Here is a 21,193-nt window from a genome sequence, read left to right as displayed (position 1 = left end):
TAGGGCGCGGCCGGGACGCTGAGACCATCCCGGCCGCGCCCGCCCTACGGTACGGCGACCTCGGGCTCCGCGATGCAGGCCGTGCCGACCCGGCGGAAGCCGAGCCGCGCGTACATCGCGGCCACGTCCGCCGACGCCGCGGACAGGAACACCAGGCCGGCGCCGTGCTCCAGCGCGTGCCGGGCCAGCGCGGCGGTGACCGCGCGCGCCACGCCCCGGTGCCGCGCGGCCGGCAGCGTGGCCACGCCGACGATCTCCGCGACGTCGCCCTCGCGCTGGTACATGCCGCTGCCGACCACGCCGGACAGCGCGGCGCCGGGCGGTTCCCGCAACTCGGCCAGCGCGGACGCCGCGCGTCCCTCCGCGGCCCGGCGACGCTGCAGCGCCTCGGCGCCGGCGGAGAGCGGCGTCAGTGCCGCGTCCCGCTCGGCCGCGCCCGCCGCGCCGGTGCCGGTGCCCGCGTGCGTGAACCCGATTGCCGCGACCGCCTGCCGGACCATGACGTCACCGGCGAACGAGGGGTCGTCCGGCGACAGTAACCGCACCGAAACGGATTCGTCATCGGCGATCGGCGGCATCGCGTCCGGATCCAGCACCATCAGCGGGGCCTCCAGCACGCTCAGCCCGGCCGACCGGGCCACCGCCAGCAGATCCGGGCTGGTCTCGTGCACCCACTCGAAGGCCTCCGGCGCGCCGATGTCCCGCTGACGCCGTCGTACGGCGGTAATGTCAGCGGCGGACGGCTTTTCACCGGCCTCCAATGCGGGCCGTGCATAAAGCGGGTACGCGTCGTTACTGCCAATGAAGAGCACCAATGGGCCGACGTTTTCGACGCGTGCGGCGAAGCGCGGCACCCCGTCATAGAAGCGTTCCAGGCGGGCGAAGAGGGCGGCGTCGACCTGAGGCATCGAGGGATCGTACATGTCTCAGATCGTGGACGTGTGATCTATCTGTATTGGTGGGAATCGGCGTTCACTCACGTAGACTCTAGAGACTCTGCACAGGGCCGACGTCGTCCCACATCTTCAACCTGCGAGCGACGACAGGAGGCCCGGTGGCTCTTCCGCACCCTCAGGGAGTTCATCTCCCCGTTACCGGAGCCGCCCCGACGGGCGATTTCCCCGGCACGGCCGGCCTGATGTACGACCCGTCGTTCGAGCATGACGCCTGCGGATTCGCGTTCGTCGCGGATCTCCACGGCCGCCGTTCGCACGACGTGGTCGCCAAGGGCGTCTCGGCGCTGATCCGGCTCGACCACCGCGGAGCACGCGGTGCCGAGACGAACACCGGCGACGGGGCCGGGATCATGATCCAGGTTCCGGACGAGTTCTTCCGCGCGGTCGCGGGCTTCGAGCTTCCTCCGGCCGGGCAGTACGCGACCGGTCTGGTCTTCCTGCCCCGCGACGAGGCCGACGCGGCCCGCGCGGTGCAGATCTTCGAGAAGTACGCGCTCGTCGAGGGCGCCGAGGTGCTCGGCTGGCGCGACGTCCCGGTGGTCAACGACGACCTCGGCGCGTCCGCGGAGGCGGCCCGCCCGCTGATCCGCCAGGTCTTCATCGCGGCCGAGCAGCTCGCGTCCACGGCCGGGATCCCGGCCGGCACGCCGCTGTCCGGGCTCGATCTGGAGCGGGTGGCGTTCTGCGTGCGCAAGCAGGCGGAGCGGGAGACGGCCGAGCGCGGCATCCCGGCGTACCTGCCGTCGCTGTCCTCGCGCACGTTCGTGTACAAGGGCATGCTCACGCCGGACCAGCTCCCGGTGTTCTTCCCCGACCTGGAGGACGAGCGGGTGCGCAGTGCGATCGCGCTCGTGCACTCCCGGTTCTCGACGAACACGTTCCCGTCCTGGCCGCTGGCCCACCCGTACCGGCTGATCGCGCACAACGGCGAGATCAACACGATCCGGGGCAACAAGAACTGGATGGCGGCGCGCGAGGCGGCGCTGGCCTCGAAGAACCTGCCCGGCAACATCAAGCGGCTGTTCCCGGTCTGCCCGCCGGACGCGTCCGACTCGGCGAACTTCGACGCGGTGCTGGAGCTGCTGCACCTGTCCGGCCGCAGCATCCCGCACGCGGTGCTGATGATGATCCCGGAGGCGTGGGAGAACGACCCGGACATGGACCCGGCGAAGCGGTCGTTCTACCGCTTCCACGCGAGCCTGATGGAGCCGTGGGACGGGCCGGCCGCGGTCGCGTTCACCGACGGCTCCGTGGTCGGCGCCGTGCTGGACCGCAACGGCCTGCGCCCCGGGCGCTGGTGGCGCACGCTGGACGGGCTGGTCGTGGCCGGCTCCGAGGCGGGCGTGCTGGACCTCGACCCGGCGACCGTGGTGGCGAAGGGCCGGCTCCAGCCGGGCCGGATGTTCCTGGTCGACACCGTGGCCGGGCGGATCGTCGAGGACGACGAGATCAAGGCGGAACTGGCCGCGGCGCAGCCGTACGACGAGTGGCTGCACGCCGGTCTGATCAACCTGGAGGACCTGCCCGCCCGCGAGCACATCGTGTATACGCACGACTCGGTGCAGCGCCGGCAGCAGACGTTCGGGTACACCGAGGAGGAGCTGAAGGTCCTCATCGGCCCGATGGCGAAGGCGGGCGCGGAGCCGCTCGGCTCGATGGGCACGGACACGCCCATCTCCCCGCTGTCGAAGCGGCCGCGGCTGCTCTACGACTACTTCCACCAGCTGTTCGCCCAGGTGACGAACCCGCCGCTGGACGCCATCCGCGAGGAACTGGTGACCAGCCTGCAGACCACGATCGGCCCGGAGGGCAACCTGCTCGACCCGGGACCGGCGTCCTGCCGGCAGATCGTGCTGCCGTACCCGATCATCGACAACGACGAGCTCGCCAAGATCCTCTCCATCGACGACGACGGTGACCTGCCCGGCTTCAAGGCGGTGCGGGTCTCCGGGCTGTACCCGCTGCGCGACGGCGCCGCGGGCATCCGGGCCCGGCTGATCCAGATCTGCCGGCACGTCTCGGAGGCGATCGAGGACGGCGTGCGGATCCTGGTCCTCTCCGACCGGGACTCCAACGCCGACCTGGCGCCGATCCCGTCGCTGCTGCTCACCGCCGCGGTGCACCAGCATCTGGTGCGCGAGCAGACCCGTACCCGGGTGGCGCTGATCGTGGAGACCGGCGACGCGCGCGAGGTGCACCACGCGGCCGCGCTGATCGGCTACGGCGCCGCGGCGATCAACCCGTACCTGGCGTTCGAGTCGGTGGAGGACCTGATCGCCACGGGCGCGCTGAGCGGCGTCGAGCCGGGCAAGGCGGTCCGCAACTACGTCAAGGCGCTGGGCAAGGGCGTCCAGAAGATCATGTCGAAGATGGGCATCTCGACGGTCTCGTCGTACTGCGGTGCCCAGGTCTTCGAGGCGGTCGGCCTGGACCGGCGGCTGATCGAGCGCTACTTCGCGGGCACGCCCGGCAAGATCGGCGGGGCCGGGCTCGGCGAGATCCACGCGGAGATCGCGGCGCGGCACGCCAAGGCCTACCCGGCGAACCCGGCGGAGCGGACCCACCGCGCGCTGGAGGTCGGCGGCGAGTACCAGTGGCGCCGCGAGGGCGAGATCCACCTCTTCAACCCGGAGACGGTGTTCCTGCTCCAGCACGCCACCCGCGCCAAGCAGTACGACGTGTTCCGCCGCTACACCGAGAAGGTGGACGCGCTGGCCGCGGAGGGCGGTCACCTGCGCGGCCTGTTCAGGCTCAAGCCGGGAACGCCGATCCCGCTGGACGAGGTCGAACCCGCGAGCGAGATCGTCAAGCGGTTCGCGACCGGCGCCATGTCGTACGGCTCGATCTCCGCGGAGTCGCACGAGACGCTCGCGATCGCGATGAACAACCTCGGCGGCAAGTCCAACACCGGCGAGGGCGGCGAGGACGTCGAGCGCCTCTACGACCCGGCCCGCCGCTCGTCCGTCAAGCAGGTCGCGTCCGGCCGGTTCGGCGTGACCACGGAGTACCTGGTCAACGCGGACGACATCCAGATCAAGATGGCGCAGGGCGCGAAGCCGGGCGAGGGCGGTCAACTGCCCGGCTACAAGGTCTACCCCTGGGTGGCCAGGACCCGGCACGCCACGCCCGGCGTCGGCCTGATCTCGCCGCCGCCGCACCACGACATCTACTCGATCGAGGACCTGGCCCAGCTCGTCCACGACCTGAAGATGGTCAACCCGGCCTCCCGCATCCACGTGAAGCTGGTGTCCGAGTCCGGCGTCGGCACGGTCGCGGCCGGCGTGGCCAAGCTCAAGTCCGACGTCGTGCTCATCTCCGGGCACGACGGCGGCACCGGCGCCTCCCCGATGAACTCGCTCAAGCACGCGGGTACGCCGTGGGAGCTGGGCCTGGCCGAGACGCAGCAGACGCTGCTGCTCAACAAGCTCCGCGACCGGATCACCGTGCAGGTCGACGGCCAGCTCAAGACCGGCCGGGACGTGATCGTGGCGGCGCTGCTCGGCGCGGAGGAGTTCGGCTTCGCCACCGCGCCGCTGATCGTCTCCGGCTGCATCATGATGCGCGTCTGCCACCTGGACACCTGCCCGGTCGGCATCGCCACGCAGAACCCGGTGCTGCGCGAGCGCTTCACCGGCAAGCCGGAGTTCGTGGAGAACTTCTTCATGTTCATCGCGGAGGAGGTGCGCGAATACCTGGCCGAGCTGGGCTTCCGCACCCTCCAGGAGGCGATCGGGCACGCGGAGTCGCTCGACCTGGCGCCGGCGATCGAGCACTGGAAGGCCCGCGGGCTGGACCTGCGCGCGGTGCTCGCGGTGCCGAAGCTGGAGGAGGGCGCGGCCCGGGTCAAGGTCCGCGACCAGGACCACGGCCTGGAGCTGGCGCTGGACAACGAGCTGATCGCGCTCGCCCGGCCCGCGCTGGAGAACCGGGAGCCGGTCACGCTCTCCGTGCGGATTCGCAACGATCACCGCAGCGTGGGCGCGATGCTCGGCGGTGAGGTGGCGCGGCGCTACGGCGGCGCGGGCCTGCCGGACGACACCATCGACGTGACGCTGCACGGCACCGCCGGCCAGTCGTTCGCCGCGTTCCTGCCGCGCGGCGTGACGCTGCGGATGGTCGGCGACGCGAACGACTACGTCGCCAAGGGCCTCTCCGGCGGCCGCGTGATCATCCGCCCGGACGCGTCCGCGCCGTTCACGGCCGAGGAGCAGATCATCGCGGGCAACACGATCCTCTACGGCGCGACCGCGGGCGAGCTGTTCGTCCGCGGCCGGGCCGGCGAGCGGTTCGCGGTCCGCAACTCCGGCGCCACCGCGGTGGTCGAGGGCGTCGGCGACCACGGCTGCGAGTACATGACCGGCGGCACCGTGGTGGTGCTCGGCAAGCACGGCCGCAACTTCGCGGCCGGCATGTCCGGCGGCACCGCGTTCCTGTGGCGCCCGGACAAGCGCCGGATCAACCCGGAGCTGGTCGAGCTGGCCACGCTCTCGGACGAGGAGCAGACCGTGCTGCACGGCCTGGTCCAGCGGCACTTCGCCGAGACCGGCTCCGCGGTCGCGGAGGACCTGCTGAAGCGCTGGCAGGACGCGGTCGAGGAGTTCGTCGCGGTGGTGCCGCGTGACTACAAGCGAGTGATCGAAGCGATCCGTGCCGCCGAAGCCGCCGGCCGTGACGTCGACGAAGCGGTGATGGAGGTCGCACGTGCCTGACCCGAACGGTTTCCTGCGCTACGGGCGGCAGCTGCCGGCCCGCCGCCCGGTGCCGGTGCGGATCCGCGACTACCGGGAGGTCTATCCGGAGGCGAGCGACCAGCTCATCCGGGAGCAGGCCACCCGCTGCATGGACTGCGGCATCCCGTTCTGCCACGAGGGCTGCCCGCTCGGCAACCGGATCCCGGACTGGAACGACCTGGTCCGGACCGGCAACTGGGCCACCGCGATCGAGTCGCTGCACGCCACGAACAACTTCCCGGAGTTCACCGGGCGGCTGTGCCCGGCGCCGTGCGAGGGCGCGTGCGTGCTCGGCATCTCGGACGATCCGGTCACGATCAAGCAGGTCGAGGTCGAGATCATCAACCGGGCGTACGACAAGGGTTACGTGACGCCGCAGCCGCCCGCCTCGAAGACCGGCAAGCGGGTCGCGGTGGTCGGCTCCGGCCCGGCCGGGCTGGCCGCCGCGCAGCAGCTGGCCCGCGCCGGTCACGACGTGGAGGTGCTGGAGCGCGACGACCGCATCGGCGGTCTGCTGCGCTACGGCATCCCGGACTTCAAGCTGGAGAAGGAGCACATCGACCGCCGGATGGCCCAGATGGAGGCCGAGGGCGTGGTGTTCCGTACCGGCGTGAACGTGGGCGTCGACGTGACCGCGGACCAGCTCCGGTCCGAGTTCGACGCCGTGGTCCTCGCGGCCGGTGCGCTCGCCGGCCGCGACACCCCGGAGACGCCGGGCCGCACGCTGCGCGGCGTGCACCTCGCCATGGAGCACCTGGTCCCGGCGAACCGTGTGGTGGCCGGCCTCCAGGAGACCACGCCGATCGACGCGGCCGGCCGGTCCGTCGTGATCATCGGCGGTGGCGACACGGCCGCGGACTGCCTCGGCGTCGCGCACCGGCAGGGTGCCGCCGCGGTCTACCAGCTCGACATCTACCCGGAGCCGCCGGCCAAGCGCGTCGGCATCCGCGACCCGTGGCCGACCTGGCCGTACGTGCTGCGCAACTACCCGGCGCACGAGGAGGGCGGCGTCCGCGAGTTCGCGGTCGCGGTCCAGGAGTTCGTCGGCGACGACACCGGCCAGCTGACGGGCGTCCGCATCGCCGAGGTCGAGGTGACCAAGGTGGACGGCCGTCGCATCCTGACCGTCAAGCCCGGCTCGGAGCGCGTGCTCCCGGCCGACCTGGTGCTGCTGGCGATCGGCTTCGAGGGCACCGAGCGGCAGCCGCTGCTGGAGCAGTTCGGCATCGACCGCAACGCGCGCGGCGCGATCGACGCGGACGCCGGGTGGCAGACCGCGGCCGAGGGCGTGTTCGTCGCCGGCGACATGCACCGCGGCGCGTCGCTGATCGTCTGGGCGATCGCGGAGGGCCGCGCGGCCGCCGCGGCCGTGCACAGCTACCTCGGCGCGCCGGGCGAACTGCCGGCGCCGGTCGGCTCCACGGCGAACTCGCTGGCCATCTGAATATTTCTGCCGAAGCCGCACCCCGTCACTCAGATCGGGGTGCGGCTTCAGCATTCCGTCACTTTTATGCGCCCGCGTGTGACCGAAACGCGAACGATCTTGTTGATTTCTTTCCGTACTGGCATCATCTTGTGGTGCCGCCGCACGCATGCCTTGCCCACGGTCACCCGGCGCGCACCAGCAGAGACTTGACAGCGAATCAGAAACCAGAGGGCGGGCAACGCTGATCGCGGCTGAGGAGATCAGATGCTGCTGAAGTTCCGGGTCGCCAATGTCCGGTCCTTCCGCGAGGAGCGGGAGCTGGCATTCGCGGTCCCGACCGGCAAGACCGCCCACGCCGCGCGCCAGGTCCCCGTCGCCGGCGGCCGGCAGCTCGACGTCTACCCGCTCATCGGCATCTTCGGGCCGAACGCGTCCGGCAAATCCAATCTGCTCAAGGGCCTGGTCGAGATGCGCACCGCGGTGCTCGACTCGTACTACCAGTGGGCCACCCAGCGCGGCGTACCCCGCGAGCTGTTCGCGCTCGACCCCGCCGCCGAACGCGAGACCTCGCTCTACGAACTCGATTTCGTCAACGACGGAATCCGGTACACCTACGGATTCGAGCTCGGCCCCGACCGCGTCGTCGCCGAATGGCTGCACGCGTATCCGCGCGGCCGCCGCCAGGTCTGGTTCGACCGCGACGCGTCCCGCCGCCAGCCATTCGAATTCCCCGGCGACCGGCTCAAGGACCGCGCCGCAATGGTGAAGATGACCCGCCCCAATGCGCTGTTCCTCACGGTCGCCGCCACCAACAACCATCCCGAACTCGCCCCGGTCTTCTACTGGTTCGAGCGCAACCTCTGGTTCCTCACCCCCGAGGACGAGCGCTACCAGCGCGAGGAGTTCACCCGCCAGGCCGTCCTCGGCCCGCAACGCGACCGCATCGAGGCGCTGCTGCGCGCCGCCGACCTCGGCATCGAGGGCGTCGAGCCGGTCGAGACCCGGGTCGCCGGCCGCACCGTCACCGACGTCCAGCTCATCCACACCGGCGCGGACGGCACCGCGTACCCCATGCCCTGGGAATCCGAGTCCTTCGGCACCCGCAGCTGGTTCGCCATGCTCGGCCCGATGCTGCTCGCCCTGGACGAGGGCGCCGTCCTGCTGGTCGACGAACTGGACTCCAGCCTCCACCCCCGCTTCGCCGCGGAAGTCGTCCGCCTCTTCCAGGACCCCGAGGTCAACACGAACGACGCACAGCTCCTCTTTACGGCCCACGACGTCAGCGTGCTCAGCACCCCCAGCGGCAAGCGGCTGCTGGAACCGGGACAGGTCTGGCTGGTCGAGAAGGACAAGATCGGCTGCAGCGACATCTATCCCCTGACGGCCGCCCAGCCCGGCCGGCACGAGGACCTGCCGACGTCATATCTGGCGGGACGGTTCGGCGCGGTGCCGGACCTGGGGGAGGGACAGGTGGGGCGGCGGCTCCGATCGGTGAAGACGCCGAAGGCGGGCTGATCTTTCCTTTACCCGCTTCCGGCGGGGTGCTGTCCGCATGCTCCCGCGGGCACCGGTCGTCGCTGGCGCTCCTCCCTGCCGGTCCCGCCGAATCACGTGCCCACGGTTCACATCGCCACAGTGGTCACGCCGCGAAAGGCGGCCACGGAAGGGTCGGGCTCGGGAGGGCCGGGTGCGAGCGGACCGCTCAGCCGGCCCGCCCACGCCGCCATCGCCGCCGGGCGGTAGGGGTGGCGGTGATGGTGGGCGGGGGAGTGGCGGTGCCGGTGTGGACGGCGCCGGCGCTGGCGGTGATGACCAGGAGGACGGCCGAGCCCTCCAGCCAGTTGAGGGGCTGGCCCAGGACCACGAAACCGGCCAGGCAGGCGAGCGCCGGTCCCAGGCTCATCATGATCGCGAACGTCGATGATGGCAGGCGGCGGAGTGCGGTCATCTCGAAGGTGTACGGCAGCACCGAGCTGAGCAGCGCCACCCCCGCGCCCAGGACCAGCACCACCGGGTCGAGCAGGGCCGAGCCGGCCGAGAATATGCCTACCGGCAGGGTCAGCAGTGCGGCCACGCCGAGGGCCAGCGCGAGGCCGTCGGCGCCGGTGAAGCGGCGGCCGACGGAGGCGCTGAGGAGGATGTAGGCGGCCCAGAGGGCGCCGGCGACCAGGGCGAGCGCTACGCCGGGGGCGTTGAGGCGGTCGATGCCGCCGGTGCCGAGCAGGGCCACGCCGGCCAGCGCGACCAGGGCCCACAGCCAGGTGCCGCGGCGGCGGGCGGTGACGATGGAGAGGGTGAGCGGGCCGAGGACCTCGAGGGTGACGGCGGGCCCGAGCGGGATGCGGTCGATGGCCTGGTAGAACACGGAGTTCATGCCGGCGAAGGCGAGGCCGAGGCCGGCCACGGCGAGCCAGTCGGCGCGGGAGCGGCCGCGCAGGCGGGGGCGGCACAGCGCGAGCATCAGGACGGCGGCCACGGAGAGCCTCAGCGCGACCATGCCGGCGGCGCCGGCCTGCGGGAAGAGGAGCGCGGCGACGCCGGAGCCGAACTGGACGGAGACGGCGGCGGCCAGCACCAGGCCCACCGCGCCCAGGTCGCCGCGCCGGCCACCGCGTCTTTGGCGGGCGGGCGAGGTGGGTGCGGTGGGAGTCTCTGATGCGAGGACGTCCGTCGTCACGTGAGACCACGCTATGCGGGCCGCAATCGCGGCGGAAATGCCGAATGGGCGGCGGTTATGCTCTCAGGTTATGACCGCGGACCTTCGGCACCTGCGCGCGTTCCTCGCGATCGCGGCCGAGGGGAGCGTGACCGGGGCGGCGGCGCGGCTGCACGTCACTCAGCCGGCACTGTCCCGCACGCTGCGCCAGCTGGAGGAGCACCTGGGCATGCGGCTGGTCGACCGTTCCACGCACCACCTGCGGCTCACGGCGGCGGGGGAGGCGTACCGGCAGCGGGCCGAGGCGGCGGTCGCGGCGGTGGACGCGACGCTGGATCCGGCGCGGGCCGGGACCTGGCCGCTGCGGCTCGGGCACGCCTGGTCCGCGCTCGGCGTGCGCACCACGGCGCTGCTGCGCCGCTGGGCGCGCGAGCATCCGGACGTGCCGCTGGAGCTGCTGCGCATCGACGACGACCGGCACGCGGGGCTGTTGCGCGGGCGCAGCGACGTGGCGATCCTGCGCGATCCGCCGCCGGAGACGCTCACCGGGCTGCGTGCGGCGCGCCTGCTGTCCGAGCGGCGGTTCGCGGTGGTGCCGACGGACAGCCCGCTCGCCGGCCGCGCCGAGCTGACGCTGGCCGACCTGGCCGCGGAGCCGGTCGCGATGAACCGGATCACCGGCAGCACCACCCGCGGGCTGTGGCCGCCCGGCACCGGCCCGGCCCGGGTGGTCGACGTGGTCAACACGGACGACTGGCTGATCGCGATCGCGGCCGGCCGCGCGGTGGGCGTGAGCACGGAGGCGACCGTGGCGGTCTATCCGAACCCGGACGTCGCCTACGTGCCGCTCGCGGACGCGCCGCCGGTGTCGGTCGTGCTGGCCTGGCCGGAGCCGGTGACGCACCCGTCCGTACCCGCGCTGGTCGATCTGGCCTTCGAGGTGCTCGCGGAGTAGCGGTCAGACCGTCGCCAGCTCGCGCTCGCGGACGATCGCCTCCGCGCGCCGGGTGCGGCGCAGCGCGCGCACCGACAGCGTGGCCGCGACCGCCCAGCCGGCCAGGATCAGCACGTAGACCGCGGTGCCGGCGCCGCCGGTGATGTCGAACGACGCCATCATGGTGCGCGCGTTGGTCAGCACGATCATGCCGCCGACCACCGCGCCGAGCAGTTGCGCCGGCACGATGCGGACCAGCCAGGCCGCGATCGGCGCCGCGACCAGGCCGCCGGCCAGCAGCGCCAGCACGGTACCCCAGACGAAGCCGGAGGTGCCGAGCCCGAGCAGGAAGCCGGCGCTGGCCGCGAGCGCGACCACGAACTCGGAGGTGTCCACCGAGCCGACCACCTTGCGCGGCTCCATCCGGCCGCTGACCAGCAGCGACGGTGTGGCGACCGGGCCCCAGCCGCCGCCACCGGTGGCGTCGACGAAGCCGGCGACCAGGCCGAGCGGCGCCAGGAACCGGCTGCGCAGCGGCGACCGGGTGATCGCGCGGCCGATCGGCCGGGCGAAGCGGACCAGCAGGTAGACGCCGAGCGCGAGCAGGATGCCGGCCATCCACGGCTCGGCGGCCTCGGTGGAGAGGCTGCTGAGGACGGTGGCGCCGAGGAACGCGCCGAGCGCACCGGGCAGCGCGATGCGCCGGACCACGCGCCAGTCGACGTTGCCGAACCGCCAGTGGGCGGCGCCGGCGGCCAGCGTGGTGCCGATCTCGGCGAGGTGCACGGACGCGGACGCCGACGCCGGAGTCAGGCCCGCGACCAGCAGCAGCGTGCTGGAGGTGACGCCGTATCCCATGCCGAGCGCGCCGTCGACGAGCTGTGCGGCCAACCCGACCAGCGCCAGGACGACGAGCTTGCGCATCCCACACCACCCATCTGTCAGACAATGTCGATCAGATTAGTGGACTTTACGGCGAGGGTCGAGCGCCGTCCAGCAGCTGGGAGCGTGCTACACCCAGGCGCGCGGGTCGGCGGCCAGCTCCTGCACCCGGTCCGGCAGCTTGCCGGCCGCGATGTCGGCGAGCGTGACCAGCTCCAGGATCTCCCGTTCGCTGGCCCGCAGCGCGATCCAGACCTCCTGGAGCGCGACCGCGGCACCGGAGTAGCCGAGGTCCTCGGGGCGCTGGCCGCGCACGTTGGCGAGCGGACCGTCGATCACCCGGATCACGTCCGCCAGGGAGATCTCCGTGGCCGGCCGGGCCAGCCAGTACCCGCCCTCCGGACCGCGCTGCGCGTGCACGATGCCGCCGCGGCGCAGCTGGAGCAGGATGCTCTCCAGGAACTTCGGCGGGATCTCCTGCGCCCGCGCGATGCGTTCGGCGGTGAGCGGGTTTCCCGGGCGCGGGGACCGGGACGCGGTGGCGTCCGGGACCGCGTCGGCGGCGGCGAGGGCGAGTTCGGCGACCGCGCGCAGCGCGTAGTCGACCCGGGCGGACAGACGCATGAAAGAAGAGTATCCGTATAGGGAATGTCGTGATCGGCAGAGGATGCGGACTCTAGCCGCCGATGCGACGGAGCAGTCCCTCCTGGACCGCGCTGGCGATCAGCCGCCCGTCCGCGGCGAACATCCGGCCGGAGGCCAGCCCGCGGGCGCCGGACGCGTTCGGGCTGGAGCAGTCGTAGAGGAACCACTCGTCGGCGCGGAACGGCCGGTGCAGCCACAGCGCGTGGTCCAGGCTCGCGCCCACCACGCCGCCCGGGCCCCACACCTCGCCGTGCGTGGCCAGCACCGCGTCCAGCAGCGTCAGATCCGACGCGTACGTCAGCGCGGCCGCGTGGATCAGCGGGTCGTCCGGGAGCTTGCCGTCGATCCGCATCCACGCGCGCGGCTCCGCGTTGACCGGCCGGTCGCCGGGCGGCACCCAGCCGGGCTCGCCCAGGTAGCGCACGTCGATCGCGCGCGGTGACGTGGCGGCCAGCACGGCGAGCCGCTCCGGGTAGCGGGCCATCCGCTCGGCCACGGTCGGCACGCTCTCCGGCGCCGGCACGTCCGCGGGGAACGGCTCGTGATGGTCCAGACCCTCCTCGTACACGTGGAAGGAGGCGGACATGAAGAAGATGACCTTGTCGTGCTGGTACGCGACCGAGCGCCGCACCGAGAACGACCGCCCGTCCCGGATGTCCTCCACCCGGAACTCGATCGGCACGGCCGGGTCGCCCGGCCGCACGAAGTAACCGTGCAGCGAGTGCACGGTCCGGTCCGGGTCCACGCTGCGCCCGGCCGCCACCAGCGCCTGCGCGGCGACCTGGCCGCCGAAGATGCGCTGGCGGGAGACCTGCGGGCTGTCGCCCCGGAACACCGACGGGCCCAGCCGCTGGAGGTCGAGCATCTCCAGCAGCTGGTCCACCGCGGCCTGCCCGGAGGCAGGAGGCTCACTCACGCGGTCAGCGTGCCGAGCTGGTGCACGCGAAGCGTGTTGGTCGTGCCGGGCGTGCCGGCCGGGGTGCCGGCCACGACGACCACGTAGTCGCCGGGCTTGAACTGGCCGAGGCCGAGCAGCGCGCCGTCGACCTGCCGGAACATGTCGTCGGTGTGCTCCACGAACGCGGTCTGGAACGTCTGCACGCCCCAGCTGAGCGCGAGCTGGTCGCGGACCTCCGGCAGCGGCGTGAACGCCAGCAGCGGCAGCTCGCAGTGCAGCCGGGCCAGGCGGCGCACGGTGTCACCGGTCTGCGAGAACGCGACCAGCGCCTTCGCCCCGATGTTCCGCGCGATCTGGGACGCGGCCACGGTGAGCGCGCCACCGTGGGTGCGCGGGTCGTGCTGCAGGCGCGGCACGCCGAACTCGCCGGACTCGGTGGTCTCGATGATCTTGGCCATCGTGCTGACCGTGAGCACCGGGAACTTGCCGACGCTGGTCTCGCCGGAGAGCATCACCGCGTCCGCGCCGTCGAGCACCGCGTTCGCCACGTCGGAGGTCTCGGCGCGGGTGGGGCGCGAGTTCTCGATCATGGAGTCGAGCATCTGGGTGGCGACGATGACCGGCTTCGCGTTCTCCCGGCAGAGCTGGACCAGCTTCTTCTGCACCAGCGGCACCTGGTCGAGCGGCATCTCCACGCCGAGATCACCGCGGGCGACCATGACGCCGTCGAACGCCTCGACGATCGCCTCCAGGTGGGTGACCGCCTCCGGCTTCTCCACCTTGGCCAGGACGGGGCGGCGGATGCCCTCCTCGTCCATGATGCTGTGCACCAGCTTGATGTCCTCCGGCGTACGCACGAAGGAGAGCGCGATCAGGTCCGCGCCGATCCGCAGCGCGAATCGCAGGTCCTCCGCGTCCTTCTCGGAGAGCGCGGGCACGCTGACCGCCACGTTGGGCAGCGAGACACCCTTGTTGTTCGACACCTTGCCGCCCTCGACGACGAGGACGTGGATGTCGTTGTCCTCCACGTTGGTGACCTCGACGGCGACCTTGCCGTCGTCGATCAGCAGGCGGTCGCCGACCTTGACCTCCTGCGGAAGCTTGCGGTAGGTGCAGGAGACCCGGGTGGCGGTGCCGAGGACGTCATCGCCGGTGATGATCACGGAGTCCCCGGTGCGCCACTCGTGCGGGCCGTCCTCGAAGCGGCCGAGGCGGATCTTCGGCCCCTGCAGGTCGGCCAGGACGGCGACGGCGCGGCCCGAGGCCTTCGCGGCCTCCCGCACCAGGTGATAGACCTGCTCGTGGTCGGAGTGGTCACCGTGGCTGAAGTTCAGCCGGGCCACATCCATGCCGGCCTCCACGAGGCCCCGGATGCGTTCCGGGGACGAGGTCGCGGGGCCGAGAGTGCAGACGATTTTCGCGCGGCGTGTCACATACCTCAGGCTAGCCCTGTGCCGGTACCCGCGTGGTGCCCACCCCCGGACGACACCGCCTGCCTGAACGTGCCTTAAGTCCTGGTCGGGGACGCGGATGCCGTACCGCCGGAGGTTTTTGGGATGATCGGCCGATGCCCCGACCGCCGAAGCGCCACGACCACGACGCCGGCGGCCCGGCCGAGCTGCTGGCCGCGAAGGCCGCGCTGCGCGAGGAGGTGTGGGACGCGCTGATCGCGGCGAAGGCGTCCCGCTTCCCCGGCGCCCGGCACCGGATCTCCAACTTCATCGGCGCGGAGGCGGCGGCGGAGCGGCTGCGCGGCCTGCCGGAGTGGGCCGCCGCGCACACGGTCAAGGCGAACCCGGACTCCGCGCAACTGCCGGTGCGCCAGCGCGCGCTGCAGGACGGCAAGACAGTGTTCATGGCCGTGCCCCGGCTGGCCGAGCCGGAGCCGTTCTTCCTGCTCGACCCCGCGCACCTGGCGGACACGCCGCGCCGGGCCGCCTCGATCGCGGGCGCGACGCGCTCGGCCCGCCGCGTGCCCGTCGCCGACCTGCACCCGGTCGACCTGGTGGTGACCGGCTGCGTGGCGGCCGGCGAGGACGGCGCGCGGCTCGGCAAGGGCGGCGGCTTCGCGGACCTGGAGTACGCGGTGGCCTCCGCGGCCGGGCTGATCGGGCCGCACACGCTGGTGGTGACCACGGTGCACGAGACGCAGGTCCGCCCGGCCGGCGACATCCCGGTCACCGGCCACGACGTACCGCTGGACCTGATCGTCACGCCGGACCGGGTGATCGACTGCCGCCCGCACCGGGGGCCGCGCACGCCGGGCCGGATCGACTGGGCGGACCTCACCGAGGCGAAGATCGCGGCGATCCCGCTGCTGCGGCAGCTGCGCGAAAACCTATAAGCCGATATACCCGCTTCCGGCGGGGTGCGGTCCGCATGCTCCCGCGGGCACCGGTCGGCCGCGGGCGGCCTCCCTGCACGATCCGTGGCCGCAAGAACCCCACCGCGCGGCGCCGCCGGCCGGGCGCCGCGGCACGGCGGCGTCGTCCGCGGCGGGAGTCCGGCGCGGCGGGACCGGGCGCCGTGGTGGGACGGGTCGGCGCCGTGGTCCGGTCGGTCAGGCGTCGAGGCCGGCGGAGAGGGAGAGGGCCGGGCGGGCGGAGGCGGTGCTGGCGCGGGCGGTCAGGCGCGGGTCGAGCAGCGTCGCGTCCGGGACCGACTCGCCCTCCACCTTGCTGATCAGCAGCGACACCGCCTGCCGGCCGACCTCCTCCGCCGGGATCAGCACGGAGGACAGCGCCGGGTCGGAGCGTTCCGCCAGCTCGTCCGGGCAGATCGCCACCACGGAGATGTCCCGCGGCACGTGCCGGCCCAGCGTGGGCAGCGCGGCCAGCACGTGCGCGACCGCGGCCTCGTTGTGCACCACCAGCCCGGTCAGGTCCGGGCGCTCGGCTAGCAGCCGGGCGAGCGCGTCGCGTACCGCCGGATAGTTCTCCTCGCAGGGCTGGGCGACCGCGGCCGCGCCGTGCCGCCGCGCGGTCTCCAGGAACCCGGACCGGGTGCGCCGCGCGAAGCCGGTGTCCCGCTCGTAGACGACCGCGGGCGCGCCGAGCAGCGCCAGCGACCGGTGCCCGAGCGCCACCAGGTGGTCCACGCACGCGGCGCCGGCCCGGTAGAAGTCCAGGTCGACGCAGGTCAGCCCGCCCGCGTCGGCCGGGAAGCCGATCAGCACGCTGGGCCGCTCCAGCTCGCGCAGCAGCGGCACGCGCGGGTCGCGCATCTCCACATCCATGATCACGATGCCGTCGACCATGGCGGAGCCGGCGATCCGGCGCAGCCCGTGCGGGCCCTCGTCCGCGGTCACCAGCAGCACGTCGTGGTCGAACTGCCGGGCCGTGGTGACCACCGCGGTGGCGAACTGCATCAGCACCGGCAGGTGCATGCCGCTGCGCAGCGGCAGGACCAGCGCGATCACGTTGGCGCGGCGGCTGGCCAGCGCGCGGGCGCCGGCGTGCGGGTGGTACCCGAGCGTGCGGATGCTGGCCAGCACGCGCTCCCGGGTCACCGCGGAGATCGCCCGCTTGCCGCTGAGCACGTAGGACACGGTGCTGACCGCGACGCCCGCGTGCCGGGCCACGTCCGTGATCGTGACCGTGTCCGGCCGCTTCGCGCCGCCGCGGCGGCTCGTGGTGCGCCGCGCGGACGCGGGCCGGTCCTCGTCGGACGGACCGCTCTGCGCGGGTACGGAGAACGCCCGGTCCTCACCCACCGATGCCCCTCTCGGCCGCCGTGAACGTCATCTCGCTCACGGTAATGCCCGCGCCGCCGTAGACGAGGAACAGGTCGCGCACTCCGTCCACGGATTCCACCGGCGCGGTGACCTCGGCCGGCGCGTCGCCCGCCGGCAGCGCCACGGTGCCGATCACCGGACCGGCCGGGTCGTCCAGCCGCAGCGTGACCGTGCCGGGCCCGGTGCCCCGGACGCGTACCCGCGCCTGACCGCCGAACGCGACGCGCTCGAACGCGGCCCACGCGTCCGCGCGCACGGACGCGAGCCGGTCATGGCGCACCGGCAGCACGCCGTCGTAGTCGTCGTTGTCGGCCGCGCGCAGCGTCGCGCCCGGGTCGCGGTCCGGGATCCGCTCGCCGCGCACGGTCAGCGTGGTGGTCAGCACCGGGTCCGCGCTGGACCGGCCGACCGCCACCGTGTGCCGCGCCGCCTCGATCACCGGACGGCCGCGGGTGACGTCCCAGAACGCCAGGTCGGCCGCGCGCAGCGGGAGCGTCACGCGGGTGCTCTCGCCGGCCGCCAGCCGGACGCGGGCGAAGCCGCGCAGCGCCCGCAGCGGCTGCTTGACCCGGGAGCGCTGCTGGCGCGTGTAGAGCTGCACCACCTCCACGCCGTCCCGGTCACCGGCGTTGGTCACCTCGACGGACACCTCCACCGCGTCGTCCGGGCCGATCGAGGCCGCGCTCAGCCGCAGGTCCCGGTAGCCGAACCGGGTGTAGCTCAGCCCGTGCCCGAACGGGAACAGCGGCGCGCCCCGGTAGTAGAGGTACGTGGCGTCGGTGGCGACGATGTCGTAGTCGAGCAGGTCCGGCAGCTCCGCCTCGGACCGGTACCAGGTCTGGGTGAGCCGCCCGGCCGGGTCCACCGGGCGCCCGCCCGCGTCCGCGCCGAACAGCACGTCCGCGATCGCGGTGCCGTGCTCCTGCCCGCCGTGCGCGGACCACAGCACCGCGGGCAGCCGGTCCGCGAGCGCGCCCAGCGCGTACGGATAGCTGCTGGTCAGCACCAGCACGGTGCGCCGGTTCGCCGCGTACACCGCGCGCAGCAGCGCCGCCGCGGCCGCGGGCAGCCCGAGCCCGGGCCGGTCCTCCGTCTCCCGCCCGTTGACCAGCGGGTGGTTGCCGAGCACCACCACGGCCACGTCCGCGTCCGCGGCGGCGGTCACCGCGGCCTCGACGCCGTCGGCCACCACGTCGACCGCGATCGGCACCGCCCGGTCCGCCGTCTCCGCGGACGCGCGCAGCAGCCCGTCCGCGCCGAGCGCCACCCACCGGCCGGTCTGCCGGTGCCGCAGGTGCAGCCGCCCGTCGCCGGCGTCCGCGGTGTCGAACGTCTCGTGCACCTCCCAGCCGTTCGGGCCGGGCTGGTCGTTGACGAGCGGCCCGCCGGGCTCGAACACGGCCGCGACCCGCCCGTTCCCGGCGGCGCGCAGCGCGATCACGCCGTATCCGTAGTCGAGCACGTCGAAGTGCGAGGGCGTGGCCGCGTCGCCGCGCAGCGGTCCGCCGCCGGGGGAGGAGGGCGCGGACACGTACCCGCCGGGGGTCTTCAGCGCGACCCGGTCGGCGCCCTCGGTGACCGTGGCCGGAACCCGCTCCGCGATCGCCCGGTAGGGCGTGACCTGGTACGGCAGCCCGCCCGAGTACCAGTCCTCGTGCACCGCGTCGCCGAGCGGCCCGATCACGGCCACGCGGGTGCCGGGTGCGAGCGGCAGGATCGGCCCGCACTCGTTCCTCAGCAGCACCACGGACGCGCGCGCCGCCTCCCGGGCCAGCTCCTGGTGCGCGGTGCGGTTGATCGTGTCCGCGGTGATCGCCGCGTACGGATTGCGCTCCGGCGGGTCGAACTCGCCGAGCCGGAACCGCACGGACAGGATGCGCCGCACCGCGGCGTCCACGTGCGACTCGTCGATCAGCCCGCGGTCCAGTGCCTCGGTGAGGAACCCGATCGTCGGTGCGCTGTCCTCGCCGTCCTCGGTCATGCAGTCCACGCCGGCCCGCAGCGCGGCCGCGAAGCCGGCGACGTGGTCCGGCGCGCGGCGCTGCTCGCGGGCCAGGTTGGAGACCGCGGCCGCGTCGCCGACCACCATGATCTCCTCGTCGGAGAAGCCGCGCAGCACCTCGCCGATCAGCGGGCTCAGGTGCGTGGGCACGCCGTTGACCAGGTTGTAGGAGGCCATCACCGCGACGGCGGCGCCGGCGGCCAGCGGCGCGCGGAACGCGGGCAGTTCGTACTCGTGCAGCACGCGCGGCGGCAGGTTGCTGGAGGTGAGCGCGCGGTCGGTCTCGTTGTTGTACGCCAGGAAGTGCTTCAGCGTGGGCGCGGTACGCAGGTAGAACGGGTGGTCGCCGCGCAGGCCCCGGGCGTACGCGGTGCCGATCAGCCCGGTCAGCCACGGGTCCTCGGCGTAGCCCTCCTCGTTGCGCCCCCACCGCGGGTCGCGCAGCGGGTTGACCACCGGCGCCCACACGTTCAGCCCGGCGCGCTCCGGGTCCTTGTGGTGGTAGCCGCGCACCTCGTCGCCGACCGCGGCGCCGACCCGGCGGACCAGGTCCGAGTCCCAGGTGCTGGCCAGCCCGAGCGCCTGCGGGAACACGGTGGCCGGGCCGAGCCAGGCGACGCCGTGCAGCGCCTCGGTGCCGGTCTTGAAGCGTTCCATCCCGAGCCGCGGCACCGGGGCCTGGTGCTGGTGCAGCAGCGCCACCTTCTCCGCGAGGGTGAGCCGGCCGAGCAGATCCGCGACACGCGAGGAAAGCGCTTGCTCGGGGTCGCGGAAGACGGTGCCCTGAAGATCACTCACGGTGGGTCATCCTTTGAGTGCGCCGTACAGCTCTGGTGGGGAGCGCCTGCGGATTTCTCGAAGCGCTTCGACGAACGTTCGAGAAAAGCTCCGAGGTCGCACGGTTTCCAGCGTGTTACACCCGGAGTAAACTGAGGTTTGCACCCCTGGCCACGCCCGGTCAAGGGGTGAGGAGCATCGATTCCATGTCGATGAATCCGGCCGATGGAATCGCTCCCACCCCAGCCTGCGGCAATGTCCAAGATCAATGAAACACGACGCATTTCAGCGTGCCGGACAACAAAAGGCGCCGCTGAGGAAGGTCAGCCGGCGAGCGCCGGCAGCACGCCCGCGTCCAGCGCGTCCAGCACCCGCGCCGCGCCGCCGACCGCGGCCGCGCCCGGCCCGATCGCGGACGTGGTCACCGTCGCGCCGTCCGTCCCCGCGGCCGGGATCAGCCACTCGGCCAGCGGCACGAAGTAGCCGCCGAGCACGATCACCTCGGGGTCCAGCAGGTGGTTCAGCAGCGACAGGCCGTGGCCGAGGTGGCGGCCGACGTCGCGCAGCGCCTCCAGCGCGCGGGCGTCACCGGCGCGGGCCGCGGCCGCGACGCGCTCCACCTCGGGCGCGAAGTCGGTGACCGGGCCCTCCGCGTCCGCGTCCGGCAGCGCGCGCTGGATCAGCGACTCGATGCCGGCCAGTTCCTCCAGCGTGCCGCCGTGCAGCCGGATTCGGCCGATCTCGCCGGTGAAGCCGCGCCCGCCGCGCAGCAGCCGGCCGTCGACGATCAGCCCGGCGCCGAGCCCGGTCTCGCCGGCCAGGTAGACCAGGTTGCGCGCGCCGTCGTGGCCGCCGTAGCGCTGCTCGGCGAGCGCGGCGAGGTTCGCGTCGTTGTCCACGGCGACGTCGTACTCCGGCTTGCGCAGCGCCTTGAGCAGGTCGCCGCGCAGGTCCACGTCGGACCAGCCGAGCGCGGCCGAGGACCGCACCGCGCCGGCCTCGTCGACCAGGCCGGGCACGCCGACGGTCAGCCCCAGCACCTGGCGGCCCCGCGTGCCCGCCCGCGCGGCGGCCCGGCCGGCCAGCGCCGCGATGGCGCTGACGCCGCGGCCGGGCTCGGCCTCCCGGCCGGGGAACGCGCGCCGCCAGGAGAGCAGCTGCTCGCCGGCCAGGTCCACCGCGACCGCGGTCAGGTGGTCGCCGGTGACCTCGATGCCGATCGCCGCGTACGCCGAGCCGTCCAGCACCAGCATGGTCGCGGGCCGGCCGATGCGGTTCTCCGCCAGGCCGGTCTCGCGCAGCAGCCGACGCTCGATCAGGTCCGCCACCAGGCTGGAGACGGTCGCCTTGTTCAGCCCGGTGGCGGCCGCGATGCCGGCGCGGGAGACCGGCCCGTGCGCGCGCACGTGGCGCAGCACGACGGCCAGGTTCGTCGCTCGCACGTCGGCGAAGTCGGCCGGCTGCGGGCCGGTCTGCATGGTGATCAACGTTGTGCCCCGCTCCCCGGTGTCCCGACCATCATGCCGCATCCGCCGCCCGGCACCTCCCTTGTGG

At 73.2% G+C, this 21,193-nt stretch carries 14 protein-coding genes; 5 read left to right on the top strand and 9 right to left on the bottom strand.

Annotated features, from left to right (window positions below; translation table 11 throughout):
- Nucleotides 1-44: 44 nt before the first annotated feature.
- On the bottom strand, nucleotides 45-908 hold the full coding sequence (locus tag J2S41_RS24290; protein WP_310370801.1) for a GNAT family N-acetyltransferase: 864 nt from the start codon (nucleotides 906-908) through the stop codon (nucleotides 45-47).
- A gap of 230 nt (nucleotides 909-1,138) precedes the next feature.
- On the opposite strand from J2S41_RS24290, the gene gltB reads away from it, so the two are divergent.
- The 3 genes from gltB (at nucleotide 1,139) to J2S41_RS24275 (ending at nucleotide 8,627) form a co-directional block, all read left to right on the top strand.
- Entirely contained in the window at nucleotides 1,139-5,665 is a 4,527-nt protein-coding gene (gltB, locus tag J2S41_RS24285; protein WP_310370799.1) for a glutamate synthase large subunit, read from the top strand.
- The gene (locus tag J2S41_RS24280; RefSeq protein WP_310370796.1) at nucleotides 5,658-7,130 is read left to right on the top strand and encodes a glutamate synthase subunit beta; all 1,473 of its coding nucleotides are present in this window, start codon (nucleotides 5,658-5,660) and stop codon (nucleotides 7,128-7,130) included. Before gltB ends, J2S41_RS24280 begins: the two co-directional genes overlap by 8 nt.
- Nucleotides 7,131-7,376: 246 nt before the next feature.
- The gene (locus tag J2S41_RS24275) at nucleotides 7,377-8,627 is read left to right on the top strand and encodes an AAA family ATPase (RefSeq protein WP_310370794.1); all 1,251 of its coding nucleotides are present in this window, start codon (nucleotides 7,377-7,379) and stop codon (nucleotides 8,625-8,627) included.
- 187 nt (nucleotides 8,628-8,814) lie between these two features.
- On the opposite strand, the gene J2S41_RS24270 is transcribed toward J2S41_RS24275, so the two are convergent.
- Nucleotides 8,815-9,789, bottom strand: a complete 975-nt coding sequence (locus J2S41_RS24270; protein WP_310370792.1) for an EamA family transporter — start codon at nucleotides 9,787-9,789, stop codon at nucleotides 8,815-8,817.
- Between the two features lie 70 nt (nucleotides 9,790-9,859).
- On the opposite strand from J2S41_RS24270, the gene J2S41_RS24265 reads away from it, so the two are divergent.
- A complete protein-coding gene (locus J2S41_RS24265; RefSeq protein WP_310370791.1) occupies nucleotides 9,860-10,723 on the top strand; it encodes a LysR family transcriptional regulator in 864 nt (287 codons plus the stop codon).
- 3 nt (nucleotides 10,724-10,726) lie between these two features.
- Here the strand turns inward: J2S41_RS24265 and J2S41_RS24260 are convergent, their stop codons facing one another.
- The 4 genes from J2S41_RS24260 to pyk form a co-directional block, all read right to left on the bottom strand.
- Complete coding sequence (locus J2S41_RS24260; RefSeq protein ID WP_310370789.1) at nucleotides 10,727-11,626, bottom strand: sulfite exporter TauE/SafE family protein; 900 nt, start codon at nucleotides 11,624-11,626, stop codon at nucleotides 10,727-10,729.
- A gap of 87 nt (nucleotides 11,627-11,713) precedes the next feature.
- Nucleotides 11,714-12,208, bottom strand: coding sequence for an RrF2 family transcriptional regulator (locus J2S41_RS24255; protein WP_310370787.1), 495 nt, complete (start codon nucleotides 12,206-12,208; stop codon nucleotides 11,714-11,716).
- 52 nt (nucleotides 12,209-12,260) lie between these two features.
- Nucleotides 12,261-13,094: an acyl-CoA thioesterase gene (locus J2S41_RS24250; RefSeq protein ID WP_310376496.1), complete on the bottom strand. Its 834-nt coding sequence runs from the start codon at nucleotides 13,092-13,094 to the stop codon at nucleotides 12,261-12,263.
- Nucleotides 13,095-13,141: 47 nt separating this feature from the next.
- Nucleotides 13,142-14,560, bottom strand: a complete 1,419-nt coding sequence (gene pyk / locus J2S41_RS24245; protein ID WP_310370786.1) for a pyruvate kinase — start codon at nucleotides 14,558-14,560, stop codon at nucleotides 13,142-13,144.
- 134 nt (nucleotides 14,561-14,694) lie between these two features.
- On the opposite strand from pyk, the gene J2S41_RS24240 reads away from it, so the two are divergent.
- Nucleotides 14,695-15,471 (top strand): 5-formyltetrahydrofolate cyclo-ligase, encoded by a 777-nt coding sequence (locus J2S41_RS24240; RefSeq protein WP_310370783.1) that lies wholly within the window; start codon nucleotides 14,695-14,697, stop codon nucleotides 15,469-15,471.
- 216 nt (nucleotides 15,472-15,687) lie between these two features.
- Here J2S41_RS24240 and J2S41_RS24235 read toward each other — a convergent pair whose 3' ends face one another.
- The 3 genes from J2S41_RS24235 to J2S41_RS24225 form a co-directional block, all read right to left on the bottom strand.
- Entirely contained in the window at nucleotides 15,688-16,839 is a 1,152-nt protein-coding gene (locus tag J2S41_RS24235; RefSeq protein WP_310370782.1) for a LacI family DNA-binding transcriptional regulator, read from the bottom strand.
- The gene (locus J2S41_RS24230) at nucleotides 16,832-19,660 is read right to left on the bottom strand and encodes a glycoside hydrolase family 3 C-terminal domain-containing protein (RefSeq protein WP_310370780.1); all 2,829 of its coding nucleotides are present in this window, start codon (nucleotides 19,658-19,660) and stop codon (nucleotides 16,832-16,834) included. Before J2S41_RS24230 ends, J2S41_RS24235 begins: the two co-directional genes overlap by 8 nt.
- A 302-nt stretch (nucleotides 19,661-19,962) precedes the next feature.
- Nucleotides 19,963-21,117 (bottom strand): ROK family transcriptional regulator, encoded by a 1,155-nt coding sequence (locus J2S41_RS24225; protein ID WP_310370778.1) that lies wholly within the window; start codon nucleotides 21,115-21,117, stop codon nucleotides 19,963-19,965.
- Between the last annotated feature and the right edge of the window lie 76 nt (nucleotides 21,118-21,193).

This window comes from Catenuloplanes atrovinosus, assembly GCF_031458235.1.
In the GTDB taxonomy this organism is placed as follows: domain Bacteria; phylum Actinomycetota; class Actinomycetes; order Mycobacteriales; family Micromonosporaceae; genus Catenuloplanes; species Catenuloplanes atrovinosus.
This window is presented reverse-complemented; position numbering and strand designations above follow the sequence as displayed.